At 62.4% G+C, this 18,838-nt stretch carries 14 protein-coding genes; 1 reads left to right on the forward strand and 13 read right to left on the reverse strand.

From position 1 onward, the window contains the following. Nucleotides 1-62 precede the first annotated feature (62 nt). The 11 genes from zwf to ACL58G_RS18375 all read right to left on the reverse strand — a co-directional run bounded on the left by zwf (nt 63) and on the right by ACL58G_RS18375 (nt 13,032). Nucleotides 63-1,532 (reverse strand): glucose-6-phosphate dehydrogenase, encoded by a 1,470-nt coding sequence (zwf, locus tag ACL58G_RS18325; RefSeq protein ID WP_413385908.1) that lies wholly within the window; start codon nt 1,530-1,532, stop codon nt 63-65. A gap of 50 nt (nt 1,533-1,582) precedes the next feature. Beyond that, nucleotides 1,583-1,729, reverse strand: a complete 147-nt coding sequence (locus ACL58G_RS18330; RefSeq protein ID WP_413385909.1) for a hypothetical protein — start codon at nt 1,727-1,729, stop codon at nt 1,583-1,585. A gap of 413 nt (nt 1,730-2,142) precedes the next feature. Further along, on the reverse strand, nt 2,143-3,489 hold the full coding sequence (locus ACL58G_RS18335) for an MFS transporter (RefSeq protein ID WP_440962714.1): 1,347 nt from the start codon (nt 3,487-3,489) through the stop codon (nt 2,143-2,145). Nucleotides 3,490-3,547: 58 nt separating this feature from the next. Further along, nucleotides 3,548-5,275: a hypothetical protein gene (locus tag ACL58G_RS18340; protein WP_440962715.1), complete on the reverse strand. Its 1,728-nt coding sequence runs from the start codon at nt 5,273-5,275 to the stop codon at nt 3,548-3,550. Nucleotides 5,276-5,322: 47 nt separating this feature from the next. Continuing rightward, entirely contained in the window at nt 5,323-5,814 is a 492-nt protein-coding gene (locus tag ACL58G_RS18345; RefSeq protein ID WP_440962716.1) for a toxin-activating lysine-acyltransferase, read from the reverse strand. Between the two features lie 23 nt (nt 5,815-5,837). After that, the gene (locus tag ACL58G_RS18350) at nt 5,838-6,422 is read right to left on the reverse strand and encodes a DUF6624 domain-containing protein (protein ID WP_413341249.1); all 585 of its coding nucleotides are present in this window, start codon (nt 6,420-6,422) and stop codon (nt 5,838-5,840) included. Nucleotides 6,423-6,446: 24 nt separating this feature from the next. Next, nucleotides 6,447-8,606: a peptidase domain-containing ABC transporter gene (locus ACL58G_RS18355; protein WP_413341247.1), complete on the reverse strand. Its 2,160-nt coding sequence runs from the start codon at nt 8,604-8,606 to the stop codon at nt 6,447-6,449. 9 nt (nt 8,607-8,615) lie between these two features. Then, nucleotides 8,616-9,875, reverse strand: coding sequence for an HlyD family secretion protein (locus tag ACL58G_RS18360; protein WP_440962717.1), 1,260 nt, complete (start codon nt 9,873-9,875; stop codon nt 8,616-8,618). Nucleotides 9,876-9,939: 64 nt separating this feature from the next. Further along, on the reverse strand, nt 9,940-11,073 hold the full coding sequence (locus tag ACL58G_RS18365; protein WP_440962718.1) for a hypothetical protein: 1,134 nt from the start codon (nt 11,071-11,073) through the stop codon (nt 9,940-9,942). 140 nt (nt 11,074-11,213) lie between these two features. Continuing rightward, the gene (locus ACL58G_RS18370) at nt 11,214-11,387 is read right to left on the reverse strand and encodes a hypothetical protein (protein ID WP_413341242.1); all 174 of its coding nucleotides are present in this window, start codon (nt 11,385-11,387) and stop codon (nt 11,214-11,216) included. Between the two features lie 601 nt (nt 11,388-11,988). Continuing rightward, nucleotides 11,989-13,032 carry a LacI family DNA-binding transcriptional regulator gene (locus ACL58G_RS18375; RefSeq protein ID WP_413385916.1) on the reverse strand — a complete coding sequence of 348 codons (1,044 nt, stop codon included), beginning with the start codon at nt 13,030-13,032 and terminating at the stop codon, nt 11,989-11,991. 944 nt (nt 13,033-13,976) lie between these two features. Between ACL58G_RS18375 and ACL58G_RS18380 the strand changes: the two genes are divergently transcribed. Next, nucleotides 13,977-16,937: a TonB-dependent receptor gene (locus ACL58G_RS18380; protein ID WP_413385917.1), complete on the forward strand. Its 2,961-nt coding sequence runs from the start codon at nt 13,977-13,979 to the stop codon at nt 16,935-16,937. Between the two features lie 98 nt (nt 16,938-17,035). On the opposite strand, the gene ACL58G_RS18385 is transcribed toward ACL58G_RS18380, so the two are convergent. Next, nucleotides 17,036-18,076, reverse strand: coding sequence for a DUF4380 domain-containing protein (locus ACL58G_RS18385; RefSeq protein ID WP_413385918.1), 1,041 nt, complete (start codon nt 18,074-18,076; stop codon nt 17,036-17,038). 53 nt (nt 18,077-18,129) lie between these two features. After that, nucleotides 18,130-18,837 carry an ABC transporter substrate-binding protein gene (locus ACL58G_RS18390; protein WP_440962719.1) on the reverse strand — a complete coding sequence of 236 codons (708 nt, stop codon included), beginning with the start codon at nt 18,835-18,837 and terminating at the stop codon, nt 18,130-18,132. Nucleotide 18,838 lies beyond the last annotated feature (1 nt).

Consider the following 18,838-nt stretch of genomic DNA (forward strand, 5'->3'; position numbering starts at 1 on the left):
CTAGCGGGCTATTGTGCACGATTAAAACGGAGGGCGGCGCACGGGCGCGCCGCCCGACACGCCTACTCGACCCAGCTGTGGCCGTCGCGCGCGAGCAGTGCGAACGACTCCGCCGGACCCCACGAGCCGGCCGCGTACGGATGCGGCTTCTCGTCCAGGGTCTGCCAGCCTTCGATGATCGGATCGGCCCATTCCCACGCCGCTTCCAACTCGTCGCGGCGCATGAAGTGGGTGAGGCGGCCGCGCACGACGTCGATCAGCAGGCGCTCGTACGCTTCCGCGCGGCGCTGCTGGAACGCCGACTGCAGGTCGAGGTTCAGCGCGACCTGCTGCATCTCCATGCCGCTGCCGGGCTGCTTGGCCATGAGCTGCAGCTTGATCGCTTCTTCCGGCTGCAGTTCGATGACGAGGCGGTTGGCGATGGCGCCGGCGGTCTGCGGGAACAGGGGGAACGGCGGGTTCGCGAACTCGACGACGATCTTCGACGAGCGGCGCGCCATGCGCTTGCCGGTGCGCAGGTAGAACGGCACCTTGGACCAGCGCCACGTGTCGATGAAGGCGCGCAGGGCGACGAAGGTCTCCGTCTTGCTGTCCTGCGGGACGTTCTTTTCTTCGTGGTAGCCCGGCACTTCCTGGTTGCCGGAGACGCCGCGGATGTACTGGCCGCGGATGGTGTCGCGCGCGATGTCCGCCAGCGACAGGCGGCGCAGCGAGCGCAGCACCTTCAGCTTTTCGTCGCGCACGGCATCCGGCGACAGCGAGGTCGGCGGTTCCATCGCGACGATGCACAGCAGTTGCAGCAGGTGGTTCTGCACCATGTCGCGCATCGCGCCGGCGCCATCGTAGAAGCCGGCGCGGCTGCCGACGCCCACTTCCTCGGCCACGGTGATCTGCACGCTGGAAATGTTCGGCGCGCGCCACAGCGGTTCCAGGATCGAGTTACCGAAGCGCAGCACCATCAGGTTCTGCACGGTTTCCTTGCCCAGGTAGTGGTCGATGCGGTAGATCTGCGATTCTTCGAAGTGACGGCCGACGTCTTCGTTGATGGCGATGGCCGAGGCCAGGTCCGTGCCCAGCGGCTTTTCCAGCACGACGCGGGCATTGGCGTCGACGAGGTTGCTGGCGGCGAGCTTGTCGCAGATGGTCGTGAACAGCGACGGCGCCGTCGACAGGTAGAACACGCGCTGGGCGCCGGCGCGCGAGGCTTGCGCGAGGGCCGAGAAGTCGGGCGCGGCCTGCACGTCCAGACGGACGTACTCGAGCAGTTTGAGGAAGCCGTCCCACGTCTTCTCGTTGAAGTTGCTGGCCGCGATGAACGAGCGCGAGTTCGCCTCGATATGGGCGAGGTAGGCTTCGCGGGTGAAGTCCTGGCGGCCGGTGGACAGGATGCGCGTCGTCGACGGCAGATTGCCGTGCAGGAAGGCCATGTACAGGGCCGGCAGCAGCTTGCGCATGGCAAGGTCGCCCATGCCGCCGAAGATGATCATGTCGAGGGGGAGGCCGTTGTCTGCTTCTGTCGAGTGGGTCTGCATGTTGTTCTGGATCTTGGAAGTTGAGGTGGTTGCCGGCGGCGCGTGCGGCGTCATCCCGGCGGGGACGCGGCCGGGCCGGGCAGGGCGGTACGGTTGCGCAGCGCGGCTCCCGCGGTCGGGGCGGCCTGCGTGCGCCTTGTGGGCGCCGGGCGCGCCGGCTTGTGGCCGGGCGGCGGCGCCGACGGGGATGGCGTCAACGGGGGCGCGCCAAAGGCCGTCCGCGCGCGTCGGGCGCTGCGGTCGCGGTCCGCGTGGCGGCGTAGTGGTGTCCCGGTGGTGGCCATGTCAGCTCATAGTCGATGCACGATCGGTATCCGGAACCCGGCAGTGGCGCGGATTGCGGCCATGCAGGTGTTCCTGGAACAAAGGATTGTACACCGGGCCGGCGCCGGTGCCGGCAACGGGTCACGACAGCCCCGCCGGGGCCGCGGCGCCTATATCAAAAACCGATAGCAAATGGCGAATAAATGATGGGCGCGGCATGCTGCGGCGCGTTACGATAATGACTCGTGCGGTGGCGTGGTGGCCATCAGCACGGCCTCGACTTACTTACTCTCGATATCACTTCAGGGCGCCCGCGTGGCGCCCATTTTTTTCGGCCCGCGTGCGGTCAATGCGGGACCGATACGTTCTCGCAATGCGCGGCCTCCTTCGGCACCGCTGCCGCCGCGTTATCGTTGCGCGGAAAGGGGGCAAAGTACGCTATCACCACCGGCAAGACGGAGACGACCTGCACGAACAGGAAAAACAACCGGTAACTATGGTCGCATGCCACGAAGAGGAAGCCGCTCGCCCATCCGGTGGCCCATTTACACAGTGCCATGACGCTCGTCGCGAAGGCGTAATGGGACATCTGGAAGCGCCCCGGAGAGACTTGCTGCACCATATAGAGCATGTGGCCGACGGATCCGAATCCGTATCCGAATTTTTCGACCAGGACCGCGCCGGAGATGATCAGGAGATTCGACGGCAAGTCGGCGCTGAGCCAGTAATAGGCGAGATGGGGCACGTTCAGCGCAAGTGCCAGGACGACGAAAGACCGGCGCAACGTCATCCTGGAGACGACGAAACCCGCCAGGATCGTGCCGGCGATGAATGCGATGGTACCCAGCGTGCCGTTGATCGCGCCAAGCGTCTGGTTGTCGAGGCCCAATCCTCCGGCATCCCTGCCGTCCAGCAGGAAGATCGGCCCGATCTTCTCCACGAAGCCCTCGGCGAGCCGATAGGCGAACACGACGACGAGCATCGTCCAGATCTTCGGCTTCGCGACAAACGTACGCCAGGATGCGAGGAATGACCCGAAGCCCGCCGGCAGGCCGTTGCGGGCCCCCGCGGCGTTGGGGACGTCCGGCAGATTCCTGAGATGCCAGAATGCCGACATCCCCATCAGGACGGCGCAGATCGCCAGAACGGCCACCCAGCACTGCGCCCAGCTCAAGTCATGACCCGTCTTCAAAACCCCGCTCAGCGAAACGACGATGCCGGACGCGGCGACCGCCCCGATATTCCAGCAAAGATTCTGGAGTCCGGCGTAGCGGGCCTGTTCCGCCGGCGTGGTCGATCCCATGAAAATGCCGTCGATGGCGATGTCCTGCGTTGCCGAGGCAAACCCGATCATCCAGAAGGTCGCAAGCGTGAGAGAAAGCGCGTAGGGCGTGCGCAACAAGAGGGCCGTGGCGGCGAATAACACCATCAATAGGAACTGCATGCTGACCACCCAGCCTTTCTTCGTGCCGAAGGCCTCGAGGAGGGGTGCCCAGAGCGGCTTCAAGACCCAGGGAAGGTATAACTGGCTCGTGCTTGTCACGACCTCGGCCGTGCTCATGCCCAGGTTGCGGTACATGATGGCCGCGGCCGATGCGACGAAGATATTCGGAAATCCCATCGTCGCGTACAGGGTCGGTACCCAGTGCAGTAGCCTGGGACGGGGAATGGAAGACAAGGTAAATGTCAACATGGCGCTCCATCTCGATCTGGCCGGGCGATGTGTCGATTGCAGCGGCGCCCGGAACGCTTCATTGCTGCGCGTGTCGCTCGACACATTGCTGGAACAAGGTGGCGGCGCGGCCGGCCATGGCCGACTGTTCGAGCCACCCGACTATCCGCTCGGCGGGCACTGCGCGTCCGTCTTCGGTGAAGCCGGTCGCGCGGGAGAGTACGACAGGGCGGTTGCACCAATAAGAGAGATCGAGTCCCGCGTCCGACTCATCGGACAGCACCGCCGACGCCTTCCGTACGATGGACCCGATATAGGCCGGAATGTCCCCGCGGGACTTCACCAGGGCGGAAATCGATTGCTCCAGGACGGTCCGGTACAATTCGTCGATGTCGATGTTCTTGCGCATGCAGTTCAGGGCCACGAAGGCCGTGTCCCAGGCGCTGCCCGGCGGGGACATCCGCACGAACCGGTCTCTCAGGTCGAAATACACGTCGACGAGGTCCTGCACATGTTGCGCCGGCGCGTTTTCCGTCACGACCGCTTCCAGCGCTTGCGCCTTGTCGGCGCAACAGGCGATCGTGCGCAGCAGGACACACAAATTATGCTCGCCCATGACTTCGGGCATGCGCCAGTCGGGCGGATCGAGCATGAACGGCTGGTTGTTCCCGGCCCTCATGATGCGTCGAAACACGTCGAACGCCCGGTCGACGAGCGGCCTGGGCATGTCGTTCAGCGCCGGTTCCGGGATGCCCGTGAGCTTCACCATTTCCATTCGCAGGCGTGTGTCGTAAGTCCGCGCCAGATGGTTTTCCAGCTCGCCGAGACCGACGAGTTTCGATGCGATGTGGCCCGGCGCATACTTTTTTACGTAGAATAAAAGGTCGCGGAGCGCCGAACCCAGGCTTCCGTATTGCGTGGTCACCTCGGAGTACGGGGCAGAGGCGAACCTGAGCCGGCCGTAGTCCGAGACCGTGGATATTGTCCCGAAATCGATCCAGCGCCCGTCGACACAGCAGTTCGACGCGTTCAGGGTGCCGTGCACGATGCGTTTTGCCGTCGCCGCCGCCACCTGCACGGCGAACCTGCGCACCATTTCCATGAGGTGTGCGTTGAGCGCATGATGGTCGGCCAGTCCGGCAATCGCCTGGTCGTCCGGGAACAGGCACTGCGCGAGCCCGGACGGCAGCGCGGCAATCGCCCGCTTCGTCCGCTCGACGTCGCTCAGGCGCGGACCCGGCGCGTGCGGATCCTGGTCGAAGAAAATCGCGCGCATGTAGTGCGCGGGACGAAGCGCCTGGTCGCGCACGATGAGCGCCCGGGAAGATGTCCCGTGGCGTGTGAACGAACGGTCCGGCGCCATCGTGCCGGTCGTGATGATCGCGTTCACCCGGGCTGCGCCGTACGGCAGGGCAAGTTGGCACACCTCACCCCAGATCGCTTCCTGTATCGCCTCCTCCAGCGATGCGGCGCCATGGCTGTGCCAAAAGTCGGTCGATTTTCCGGCAAGCTGATTCTTGCCGATGCCTTTGATCTGGAAATCGCCGACGATTCCGCAGCGAACGCCGCCCCCGTTCGCTTCCAGCGCTTCGCCGCCATACCGCTCTCCGGCCGCCAAGGTCGCCTCGTCCAGATAGCAGGACGGATCTTCCGACTCCAGCGGCTTGCACCAGGCATAATCCAGTGGATCGAAGCTTGCCGACACGTCCGGGCCGACCCATTCGATCCGCGGGCGGGCCAACCGGCGCACTTCGAAATTCACGAACGACGAATCGGGCAGGAGTTGTTTGAGCGGAACTGGCAGCATGACGGTTTGATGTCGGAGATTTGTCGAAAAGTCGTGCGGTAGGCTGGTCAGGAGGCGTTCCTGCGGTTCCTGAAAAAGTAGGAAAATGGGCTGGCCTGGATCTGCTTCGTCACGACCGCACCTTTCCTGCGCCGCGAGTAAATCACGCCGTCGTGGGCGGCGAATACCGTGTCGCGCAGATCGCGGAGGATATGCTTGAGATTTCCGTACGGCGCGACGAAGTCGATGATCCACGGGCTATCCCCTTCGTTCCACTCGCTCAAGTGGAGCTGCGGATCGTCGCCCGAGAGAAACCGGTCTTCCACGTCGGGCGCAAGGAAGGCCCACGTCACCATCCCGACGGGCATGCCGCGCGCGTCGAAATAGAATTTGAATTGCTTGTGCGCGAACGCGGCGCCAAGGTGCCACAACGATTTCGCGAGTGTCCTGTTCAACAGCGCCGGAGCCGTTCCCATCAGTAACGCCGCGTATCCGTAATACTCGGCCGTGGTCTTGTGCGGTTCCTTTGCTTCATCGAATACTTCGAGTACGTATCTCATTCGTCGTGGCCGGTGTGACTGAATCAATGACGGTTTGCCATGAACTCTGCGCATACCTTGTTCATGACGTCGTTATATTCCCGCATCGGGGGAAGGCCGATCGCAACCCGGCGCCGGTCGACGTCCGCACCGGATTCGATGGCACGCGGATGCCATACCGCACTGGCATCGCACTCGCCCTGCGTACCATAGCGTTGCGGTTTGTGCGTGCGGTCGTAGAGATACGCGTAATCCTTGGGTGAGATGTCGCCCGTGCGGACGAGCGGTTCCAGCGTCGTCAGCATCTGCAACTGGAACGCCGGATCGCTGTCCGCGTGCTGGACGAGCAGCCACGCGGCTTCGCTGCCATCGGCGCCCACCATCGATGTCGTCGGCCAGCCCACTGCGGCGACGATCTCCTTCAGCCTTTTCAGATTCTCCTGATCGATACGGAATAGATCCCGGGATCCGCCGTGGAGCCCTTCCTCCCTCGCGTCCTGATCCTTCTTTTTCATTTCCAGCAGTTCGCGTCTCAGGTCGGGACGGGCGATGGCGGCGGATTGCGCCGTGAAATGAAGCGCAAGCATGCCGATGGCAACGATCGTCAAGAGAGTGCTGCGGCGATTCATGTCATTCCTCCTGTCGTACTTGAATTAGTTTTGTAAATCCGGTTCGAGCGATTCGGCTTGCACGTGCGGCCGGGTATCGTGAAGAATGGCCCCATCGGCGAGCGTCACGATCCGGTCGGCGGACAAGATCGTTTCGTGCCGGTGCGCGACGATAATGCGCGTGATGTTCATGTCGCTGATCGCCTTGTTGACGCGCTTTTCGTTCTCCACGTCGAGGTGACTCGTCGCTTCGTCGAGAATCAGGATCCTCGGCTTCTTGTAGAGGGCACGTGCGATGATGACCCGCTGTTTCTGGCCGCCGGACAGCACGGAGCCCATGTCGCCAACCAGTGTGTTGTAGGCCATCGGCATGGCCTCGATATCGGTCGAGATCTGCGCCAGCCGCGCGCATTCCTTCGCCCACTCATAATCGGGGTTCTCGTCGAAGAAACAGATGTTGTCGATGATCGTTCCCGAAAACAACTGGTCATCCTGCATGACGACGCTGATGTTTTCGCGCAGGAACCCGTGGCCGAGCTTGCGTACGTCGATGCCATCGATGTTGACCGACCCATAAGTCGGCGGGTACACGCCGCAGATCAGTTGAAGAAGTGTGCTTTTCCCGCATCCGGACGCGCCGGTGATGGCGATCGATTCGCCCGGCGCGATCGTGAGGTTCAGGTTACGGAGCACGGCGAATGTATTTTTCGCATATTGAAACGTCACATTCCTGAGTTCGATCGTGGACGCGTGCTGGGGCGTCGGCAGCAAGGCTTCTTCCGTTGGGACGCTTTCCTTCTCCGTCAGCGCGATGTCCGCGAGCCGCTCGCATTGCAGGGAGAGGAGTTTTAGATCAAACATTTTTTCCGTCAAACCAAGCATGCGCCCGGAGAACTGTCCTCGGAAGCCCAGGAAAGCGATCAGGGCGCCGGCCGTGAACCGCAGATCCATGACCATCAGCGCGCCAACGACGGTCACCACCAGGACTTCGGTGCCGAACAGCAGGCCATTCACCAAACGAAATCCGAGCGTGATCTGCTGCACTTTCACGTCCGCGTTGACCTGGTCGGTAAAGTATTTGATCCATTGGGCACGCCGGTTCGCTTCGCGTTGAAAGAGCTTCAAGGCGCGGATCCCGCGCAGCGATTCGATCAGGTGGCCATCCTGTTTTGACGCCGCCACGATGAAGTCATGCGTCGATTGTTCCAGATAGGAAAACAGGAAGAGACGCATCACGACATACAGCAGGACGGCTGCGGCACTGATTGCCGCCAGCATGGGGCTGTATAACAGCATGATGACGAATGTGATGAGGCCGAACGTGCCGTCGATGAAGGCTTCGATGAAGGACGTACTCACCACACGCTGGATCTGATCGACCGAGCTGAATCTCGAGATGACGTCGCCCAGTGCCCGGCGTTCGAAATAGCTGATCGGGAGCCTGAGCAGGTGCGAGAAGATATTCGATCGCCATTGCAGGGAGACGTTGGCGTTGAAATAGACCAGCGCCCATCCCCGCAATGCGGTAACGACGTTTTGCAGGAGCATGAGGATGCCGGAACCGGCCGCCAATGCCACGAGCAATGTATAGTCCTGGCCGATCAGTACGGAATCCATGATCCATTGCATCAGCAGCGGCGATCCCAGATTCCCGACTTCGATCAGCAGCGCCAGAAACAGGATCTGGCCCGCGGCCGGAACGATCCCGCGCACGGTTCCGATCAGGCGCCGCAATGAAAGCTTCGGGCCGGGCTCGGCCAGGGTAAAGTCGTTGTTCGGCCAGAATTCCAGCGCCACCCCGGTAAATGACCGGTCGACTTCCGCCATCGTCACCTTGCGCCGACCGTAGGCCGGGTCGATCATTTCGATCCCTTTTTTGGTGATCCTGGTCAGCACGACGAAATGCTTGAAATTCCAGTGCAGGACGCACGGTAGTCTCAGGCTGTCGAAATCGCAGAGGTCCAGCGTCAGTGCGCGGGAGTTGAGGCCGAGGTCACCGGAGATTCTGATCAGGTCACCGACGGTTGCGCCCTGCAGCGACAGCGGAAATTTCTTGCGCAGTCCGAACATGTCGCAATGATTCCCATAGTGACCCAGAATCATCGCGAGACACGCGAGTCCGCACTCGGCCGATTCGGTCTGCCTGATGACGGGCGTCCGCTTCGCAAGTCCAAAATTAATCTCGGGATTTTCAGTCACGCTCATTATCGCCAATTACCTGTTCTTGTTCTGGATGCCGAATATCGGAGAGAGCAGCCATTTATAGATCTTTTGCGTGTCCATGGTCACGTCGGCCTCGAACTGCATGCCCGGCCGAATGTTCTCAAGCGGGATCCTGTCGGACTCCGCGGCGATGTCGGCGACGACGCGGTACACCGCCTTGCCATTCGATAGCTCAGCCGGCATGCCCAGTTCCGTCATCTCGTCGGGAAGAATGGTCGCCATGCTGACCGTCTCGACTCTGGACCTGAGTGTCCCGAATCTCTGGTAGGGGAATGCATCCAGCCGCAGGTAGGTCAAGGCATCCCGCCGGATGAATGCGGCCGACTTCGACGGCACAAACAGATGTGCCTGGTACTTCGATCCGACGGGCACGATGCTCAGTAAGACTTTCCCCATGCCGACCGACTGGCCCTCCGGGAAATTAATGCCAGTTACCTTGCCGGTTTCAGGCGCCCAGATCTTGATGACGCGTTTTCTTTCGCTTTCCAGCAGCGATTGTTTTTCCTGGAGCTCGGTTCGGATCGCATCGCTGAGCTCGGTCGCGTCGCGCATGGGAAGCGCCGCGAGATCATGGCGTGCCGCCGTGAGATCGCGCAGCAACCTGATGCGCTCGCGCGTCAGGGATTCCAGCCGCGCTGCCGCTTCCTGGTATTGCGTGCGCTTGTTGCTCGTTCCTTCGAAGGAGATGAAGCCTTTCTGATGTAACTCGTCAAAGCGGCGCAAGCCGCCTTTTGCCAGCTCGACATTCTCCTTCTGGATGGCGATTTCCTTGTCGAGGGTGGCGAGTTCCTGTTCGATGCCTGCGATCTTGTCCGACAGTCCGGCGCGCGCGGCGTCCTGCGTCAGCTTGCGCCTGCCGATCTCGTCCTTGGCGAGCGCCAGCCGTTCTTCGATAGCCCGGCTGATGCCTGCCTGCGCAACGTCCGTGCTTTTGCCCGAAGGGTCGATCAGTATCTCGCCCAGCAGTTCATCCTTCTGGACGAGCTGGCCCTCCTTCACGTAGAGGCGGGTTACGGTGCCGGGGGAGGGGGCGGTAATCCTTGCCACGCCCTTGCTGGGCAATATCAGCCCCTTTACGGTTTCCTTGGATGTGTAGGACGCCGTGTACACGAAGACCAGGAAGCCCACGAAGAATGCGAAGAGCACCCCGCACATGACGTCGAGCCGCAGCGGCCGTGCGATGAAGATCGTGCCCAGGGACGACGCCGACTGGTATTCGATGGCTTCGAGTCTGAATATGTCTCGCTTCATTGATGTCGTCCGCTTCGGCAGCGGTACTGCTTTCTTAAGGGAGAGTCCGATCCACGGAACGCCGTCACGCCGCCTCGGCGTGGGCAGGCGCTTTCACTTCGTTGGTGATCACGTTGTGGGTCACGTTTTGCGCGCGCAGGCGCTGCAATATGCCTTCCTGGTCCACGTTGAATTCAGGAGAAGCCAGGTAATCGCTGTAGCGCAATCCCCTTCCGTGTCCCGAATCGTTGAAATGCGGATCCCTCGAGATCAGGAAGTTCGCGAATGCTTCCAGCATGTCGAAACCGGCAATATCTCGCTCATAAGCGAGCCACTGGCCCATTTCGTTTACTTCCAGAAATATCGGTTCATTTCCGTCTTTGGGCTGGATCATGTCGAAACAGCCGAAACAAATTCCGAGCCGTTTCATGAGTTGACGGCATCGGTTCAATACGGATTCGGAAACCATGCCGGTGCCGTCATATGCCGTGCTGCTCGTGCGGCTGTCCACCAGCGACGGATCAAAACTGCGGTTGACTGCGATAAAGGCGCGGTTCCCCATGAACGTGATGCGGTATTCGTGGCGTTTTTCGATTTTCTCCTGATAAATACCGGGCGTGATCGAGATGGCTTCGGAATCGTTTATCTGGATTTCGTCCAGTGCCGTGGTCAGGCTCGAGACTTCGCCATTTTCGGTAACCCAGATATGGGGCGAAAACGATTTGAAAATAATGTTTCCGTTGTGTTTCTTGAAGAAACGGGCGACCTGGTTCGGAGAATTGCTTATCAGGGTGTCGGGAATGCGCAGGCCGACTTTTCCCGCCTCGACCAGTTGCACGGGTTTCAGCAGGGCGATTCTCCGGGCACGGCCGGGATTTACCTCGAAAATGGTGCTGTGTTCGAACGAATACATCGACTGCACGAAGTCCGCAGCCTCGCGTTCCGCGAATTTTCGATCGGCCTGGTGGACGTCCGGGGCAATGACCGGCTGCGAGATCCGGCGATTCCAGAGGGTGCCGAACTCTGCAATGCGGAGCGTGTCCTGGGCCCGCAGCACAACGTCGAGGTGGGTGGTTTGCCCGATATGGAACGACGCTTCCGTACGCGCGGGAAAATTGTCCGTGAACCAGATAGCGGTTTCGACCCCCTTTTGCTCCAGAGCCCACTTGACCGCGAAAGCATGCATGTCGTCGGCAATGGTCTTGATAAGAACTTTCACCAATTCTCCACAATGCAGATATTTTTGCGTAAAGACAGCGAGCAATATCGACCCGCCAAATCCCGGTCCGAAGGAGGTTCACGCGATGACTCGCGTGAACTTCTACGCTTAATTAACTGGCGTGTTCGATCGCGCGATAATCAGACGCGAGTGTCGTACGGAACAGCGTCGTAAACGATGGTCCAGGTGCGCATTTGTTCGTCGTATTGCTGGTAGCTCACGATCGTCGTATAGCTGGCATCGCCACCGGACACGTGTTCGATTTCGTTGCTGGTCAGTTCGCGTGCCGTGTTACGGGCCATTACTCGTGCCATTTTTTCTCCTTCTGAAAAATAAAGAAAGATATCAACAGGATTGAGCCGCAACGTAATGTGTTACTTCGAAGCGGCAAATATTTATACATCAGCCAGAATATGCGAGTCAACAGGCTGGATTGTTATCCGACGGCATTGGAAAGCGAATGCCGACTTATCCAGAAAGCGATACGCCGCATTATGTGAAAATCTGTGATGTTATTCTATGTTATCGATTTCACAGTGTCGCATCCGGCTTATCGGAGCACGCCCGCTCGATAACCGACGGATTGAATCTGCAAGGAATCGAAAACCAGTCGTTATCGCATCCCTGTTACCCGGTGCGGATCGAGCGGCCGGCAGCCTTTCGATCATATTTTTGATTAATTGCGACACTTTTTTTTACCAGGCCGCGGCTCGGCAGGTCGTCCGGCCGGGCGCGCGCCGGACCGGGTGCTGGCTCGGCAATAAGAAAATTGTGCAGTGGAAAGATCACAATGCCGGGGAAGCCCGGACTTTGCGGGTTGACCGGGGACCGGCGCGTCAGGCGCGGTCGACGCGGGCGCGGGGGGGGGGGCGGTGCGCCAGTCGACGCGCCGCCCGGGCGGCTACGCGCCGCGCCTCAAGCGCTCTCGCGCTCGACGATGGTGAAGCCGATGTCGCGCACGACTTCGGGAATGGGCGTGCCCGCGATGCGGTCGATGATGAATTGCGCGGCGAGCTGGCCCATCTTGCGGCCGTCCAGGTGGACCGTCGTGAGGGCCGGGTACGTCTCGGCCGCGAACGGTTGGTCGCCGAGGCCGACGACGGCCAGCTGGCCGGGGATGTCGATGCCGAGCTTGTGCGCTTCCGTGAGCACGCCCAGCGCGACCATGTCCGAGCTGCAGAACACGGCGTCGATGTCGGGATGATCCGCCAGCAGCGCGCGCAGGCCCGCGCGGCCGCCCGCCGCCGTGCCCGGCGCGGAGATCGTGTGGAAGGGGACCGAACCGTCCGGTCCCTGCATGTCCAGCCGCACGGCCGCCTGCACGTACGCGCGGTTGCGGCGCTGGGCCCGCTCGTCGGACGCACTGATCACGGCGACGCGGCGCCGTCCGCGCTGGTACAGGAATTCGGCCACCGCCTGGCCGATGTCCTCGTGCGAAAAACCGACCAGCATGTCGGCCGGCGTGGGCGTCAGGTCCCATGTTTCGACGAGCGGAATGGCGCTCGCCTGCAGCCGGCGCCGGCCCTGCGCGGAGCGCATGATGCCGGCGAGGACGATGCCGTCCGGCCGGCGCCCGATGATCGCTTCCAGCAGCTCGTCCTCGCGCGAATTCTCGTAGCCCGACTGGCCCAGGATGAGCTGGTAGCCGGCCGCGGCGAGGTTTTCCGTCAGCGCCTGGACCGTATCGATGAACACGGAGCCCGCGATGGTCGGCAGGATCGCGGCGACCATGCGGCTCTTCGTCGACGCCAGGCTGCCCGCCAGCAGGTTCGGCACATAGCCCGTCCGCTCGATCGCGGCGCGCACTTTCTGCACGAGGTCGGGCGACACCTTCTCCGGGGAGTTCAGCACGCGCGAGACCGTGATCGGCGCCACGCCGGCCACGCGCGCCACGTCGACGAGCGTGAGACCGCCTTTCGTGCGCCGGGTCCGCTTGGGTGGTTCGACCGGCGCGTTCATGCGGTCTCCGGCCAGCCCGATCGGGCGCTAGGGCGAATACGGTTCGGGAACTTCTGAAAATCGATCATGTCTTTAATTGCGATCTTCTAGTGGAATTGGATCGCGTATCGAAATAAATAGCAGCGACTCTAAATGCTCGGCCGGATAGCGACAAGATACCACTGCATTCCCATACTGATGCGAAATGGGATGGATAATTGTTTTCATCAACGATTCAAAAATTTAATTGATTGCGCTACCAAATGGTATCGCTGGTTGGCGCCATTGCAATAAGCCGATGTACGGGAGGAACGCGGCATTTCATAGGCAAGCTCGACTTCGCTGATTGCGCTACCTTGGTTACCCGCGGATCATACGGCTGATTTCATGTGGTGAACGTCATGAAACTTGTTCCCATCTACGTGCATCAGCGTTACGTCGGCTGGGGGCGGTTGTGGCCTGGTGGCGGCATCGCGGGCGCTGCGCGCCTTTTGTCTGATGTGCAGTTCGATTGCGCCCCGGGTGCAATGCGATTTAATCGTGCGCGGCTGGGATGGCTGTTGCGGATTTAGAACGAATTGCTGAGCTATAAACTTTCAGCATACTTTGTTGTAAATAATGTATACCTTCGATGTTAGCGTGCAACAGTGATGTTATGGGGTTTGACAAAAATCACAGTAAATATCTACACTCATGAAAACGATTACAAGACCATAACGACTACATCGCCAACGCAATCAATAAAGCGTGGAGACAAGAATGCCGACCTCATCCAGCCGTCCTCATTCCTTCCGATCCGGGCGCCATTCCCGATCCGTTCCGACCGTCGTTCCGGCAGCGCCGCGTTACCGCGCAGCGTAATTCTCAGACCGTTTTTGCGGCCGCCGCAGGGCGGCCGCTTCATCCGCCGTCGTAACCAGCTCCGCCGTGAAGCGGAGCGTCAATTAGAGAGCACAGGAGACACCATGATTCGATTCAAGAGAACCGCGATCGCCGTCGCAGCCGGCCAGATCGCACTGCTTGCCAGCGGCTATGCGCTGGCGCAGACCGAAGCGACACAGAACGCTTCCGGTTCCAACGTCGTCGTCGTGACGGGCCAGCGCGCCGCGCTGCAGTCCGCACAGAAGCTCAAGCAGAATTCGGACGAGATCGTCGATTCGATCGTCGCCGACGACATCGGCAAGCTGCCGGATCGTTCGGTCACCGAGGTGCTGCAGCGCGTGGTCGGCGTGACCATCGACCGCACGATGTCCAAGGGCGACCCGGAACACTATTCGGTCGAAGGTTCGGGCGTGAACGTGCGCGGCCTGTCGTACGTGCGCTCGGAACTGAACGGCCGCGACTCGTTCTCCGCGAACGGCGGCCGCTCGCTGAACTTCGAGGACGTGCCGCCCGAGCTGATGGCCGGCGTCGACGTCTACAAGAACCCGTCGGCGGAACAGATCGAAGGCGCCGTCGGCGGTCTCGTCAACCTGCGCACCGCGATGCCGTTCGACTTCAAGGGCCGCAAGCTGGCCCTCACGCTGGAAGACACATATTCCGAACTGAAGCGCGGCAAGCGCCAGCCGTCCGCCTCGTTCATGTTCTCGGACCGCTGGAAGACGGGCTTCGGCGAGATCGGCGCCCTGGTCGACTTCGCGTACTCGGAAAGCGGCACCCGTACCGACGCCTTCCAGGTCGAGCCGTACTACCCGCGCGACGACGTCGTGGCCGGCAAGACCGTGTGGATCCCGAAGGGTTCGCAATGGCGCACGCTGGAATTCGACCGCAAGCGCAGGGGCACCTACGGCGCGCTGCAGTGGAAGAAGGACAGCACGCTGAGCTCCTCGCTGACGTTCTTCAAGTCGCGCTATAAAATGCACTGGGACGAGCAGGCGATCTTCGCCCAGTCGAGCCCCTATAACATCCAGGTCAGCAAGGATGCGACGTTCAATTCGAAAGGCGCGCTGCTGACCGGCACGCTGACCGACCCGGCCGACGGCGGCATCAACTTCGGCGGCGACACGCGCTCGGCCGACCGCACGTCGGAAACGACGGACGTGTCGTGGAACCTGCGCTGGCGCCCGAACGACCGTTGGACCATCACGACCGACCTGCAGCGCATCCGCGCCACGACCAGCAGCTTCGACTCGACCGTGGCCACGGGCGTGCAGATGCCGAGCGAGACGATCGACCTGCGCGGCGACGTGCCGACCTTGTCGTTCACGGACGCCGACCGCGCCTACCTCGCGAACCCCAACAATTACTACTGGGCGTTCACGATGGAACACCAGGACCGCAGCAAGGCCGGCGAATGGGCCTGGCGCACGGATGCGAAGTACGACTTCGATCACCCGGTGCTGCGCGACATCCGCTTCGGCGTGCGCCTGACGGACCGCGATTCGCGCAACGAGAATTCGAACCCGAGCTACAACTGGGCGGCCATCACCCAGACGTGGCAGGTCGGTCCGACCAGCACGCTGTCGAGCCTCGCGTACCTGGGCGATCCGCGCTTCAACAACCAGGTGCAGGTCCACTCGTTCAACAACTTCTTCAACAACAACACGTCGGTGCCGGCTCTGGTCTTCCCGGCCGTCGCGCTGGCCACCGGCTACCCGGCCTCGTATGCCCAGCTGCACACGTATCCGAATATGCTGTGCAACGACGGCACCAACAATTGCACGTCGTGGAACCCGGCCACGTTCGGCACCGATCCGGCCGGCGTCAACGAGCAGAAGGAGAAGACCGGCGCGCTGTACTCGCAGCTGCGCTTCGGTTTCGACGACCTGAAGTACCCGGTCGACGGCAACATCGGCCTGCGCTACGTGAAGACCGACATGACGGCGCACGGCTATACCGTGTTCACCCCGAGCACTTCGACGGGTGCCGGCATCCCGCAGTTCACGGCGTTCTCCCAGAAGCAGGACTTCAGCAACAGCTACAACAACGTGCTGCCCAGCCTGAACCTGCGCATGAAGGCGAGCGACGCGCTGCAATTCCGCCTCGGCCTGTCGACCGGCATCTCGCGTCCGGACTTCAGCGACCTGCAGGGCTACACGACGCTGTCGCAGAACGTGGACAATTCGAGCGGCCTGGTCACCTACACGGGCACCGGTACGGGCAACCCGAACCTGCGTCCGGTCCGCTCGCACCAGGTCGACCTGACGGCCGAATGGTATTTCGCGAAGACCGGTTCGCTGACCTTCGGTGTGTTCAACAAGCAGCTGAAGGACGTCATCATCAAGCAGTCGTACGGCTATGACCTGGCGGACAACACCGGCAAGTCGTACACCTTCACGACCACGGGTCCGGTGAACGGCGCGGATGGCCATGCACGCGGCGCGGAGATCGCGTTCCAGCAGTACTTCGACTTCCTGCCGGGCTGGCTGTCGGGCTTCGGCGTCCAGGCGAACTACACGTACGTGGACAGCAAGACGTCGCTGCACCAGCCGGTCCACTCCGTGTACTGCACAGGCAGCAACAGCGCGGCGAACTTCAACCTGAACCTGAACGGCTGCGATACCAACGGCACCACGTTCGACGATCTGCCGCTGATCGGCCTGTCGCGCCAGTCGTACAACCTGGCGCTGATGTATGACCAGGGCAAGATCTCGGCGCGCCTGGCCTGGAACTGGCGTTCGAAGAACCTGCAGAACGTGAACGTCAACGGCACCAACGGCGGCGACGGCACCGACAGCAACCCGGCCAGCCCGACCTTCGGCCAGCACAACGTGGCCTGGGCGCTGCCGACGTGGGCGGACGGCTACGGCCAGCTGGACGGCTCGATCTTCTACAACGTGTCGGACCGGCTGTCGATCGGCCTGGAAGCGCAGAACCTGACCGACTCCAAGGCGCGCCAGCTCATGCAGCAGAGCACGGGCTTCATGGGCCGTGCATGGTTCGTGTCGGGTCCGCGTTACACGGCCAAGATGCGTTACAGCTTCTAAACTGCGCGTGGGCTCGTACGTGAGGCCCCCGGCCTCGCGTACCCCACCCTACGATGTCGAATATTCGTAGGGTGGGCACCCCGTGCCCACGTCGTTCGTTACATCCCCTCCAGCCCCAACTCCTTCGCATGCGCCCGCAGGAACGCCACCTGCGCCGCACGCGTATCCGGCCCGCCATAGGGCAGCAGGGTCCACTGCTCGGACGCCTGCATGTGCCGGCCCGGTGCCAGCGTCACGTACGGCGCGTGCACCTCCATCTCCATCAATCCCTTCCCGGGCGCATCCGGCTGCCAGTCGTTGTACAACTCGATCTGGCCCTGGTCCGGATGGATGGCCGTGCGCGGCTGGTGCGTGAACTGGATCACCAACACCTGGCCCTGATGGAAACCTGCCATCCAGCCGGCGGACGGCTGCAGCAGCATCTTGCCGTTGCGGTGCGGCTGGCCCTTGCCCGCCGGGTAGGCGTCCAGCGAGAACAGGCCGTCGGCCAAGGTCCACGTCAGCGGCACCATGTCCGGCTTCGGTTCGATGGCCTGCTGGCGGACGTCCTCGCGCCGCGCGACGGGCACGTACACGCGCGTGTCCCCGTGGGCGCGCGTGTTGAACCAGATGTCCCACGCCACCTGCGTCTTGCGCGTGTTGGCCGCGTCGACGTCCAGGCGCAGGCTGTGCGGCTTGCCCGCCACGAGGCTGTAGCGTTTCACCAGTTGCAGGCCGTTCACGGGACTGGCCGGGCTCGCGAGCGTGATGGCGTCGGGCCGCTTCTCCTCGATCTTGTAGCGGGCGAGGCTCAGCCACGGATCGGGCGGCCACGGCAGGCCGGCGCGCGCCGGGTTCACGTCCTGGTGCGACCACCATTCTTTTTGCGGACCGACCCAGATCTCGTGGCCGAGCCAGCCGACGTTGTCCGTCGTTCCGCCGATGGCGGCGTGCGGATCGCCGGCGGCCAGGTCGCTCTTGATGAAGCTGGGTTGGCCCGCCAGCCCGAACGACAGCAGCCGGCCGCCGATGGCGTCGGTGACGGTCGCGCGCACGCTGCCGTTGTCGAGGGTGTGGACGGGGATATCGGCCGCTTGTGCTGCGGCCGTGAGGGCGCAGGACAGGACCAGCGCTGTTGCGGTTTTGGATGGTGTGGGCATAAGCTGTCGGGCTGGGTGTGAAATCGGTTTCAGCCCGACAGCTTAGCAAAGAATCACCCGGGCGGGGCGACCGATGCGCCTTCGATGCCGTGGCGCTTCAACGCGTCCGCCACGAAGCCGTTCGCCTTCATCTCTTCGACGAACGCGGCGAGCGCGGCGGCCGCGTGCCCGCCCCGCGATTTCGGCACGCCCATCGCCTGGCGGATGACCATGAAGCGGCCGTCCAGCAGGCGCAGGCCGGGGCGGTCGCGCGCGTCCGCTTCCAGCTGCTGGCGCACGCCGGCCGCCACGTCCGCGCCCTGTTCGAGGAACGTCGTCACGACGGCGGGCGAGGAGGGCGCGCGCACGATCTGCGCCTGCCGGAGTTGCCGGGTCAGGAACAGGTCGTACGCACTTCCTTTGCCGACGACGACGCGGTGCGCCGCCCGGTCGACGTCCTCGTTGGCGCGGATCGGCGACCCGGCCTTCACGAGGTAGCTGCCCTCGATCAGCACGTACGGCGCCGTGAACGCGATGTCGGCGCCGCGCGCGGGATCGATGGCGAAAAAGCCGATGTCCGCGCGCTCCGTTGCGACGGCGTCGACCGACTTGCCGGCCGTGTCGACGACGACGAGCTCGAGGTCCACGTCGAGCCGCCGCGCGAACTCGCGGGCGAGATCGACGGAGACGCCGCCCGCGCCGCCGTCGCCGGCCGCGTGCGCGAGGATCGGGTTGCCCAGATTGATCGCGGCACGCAGCTTGCCGCTCGGCGCGAAGTTCATC

This window comes from Massilia sp. GER05 (assembly GCF_052056005.1).
In the GTDB taxonomy this organism is placed as follows: domain Bacteria; phylum Pseudomonadota; class Gammaproteobacteria; order Burkholderiales; family Burkholderiaceae_D; genus Telluria; species Telluria orientalis.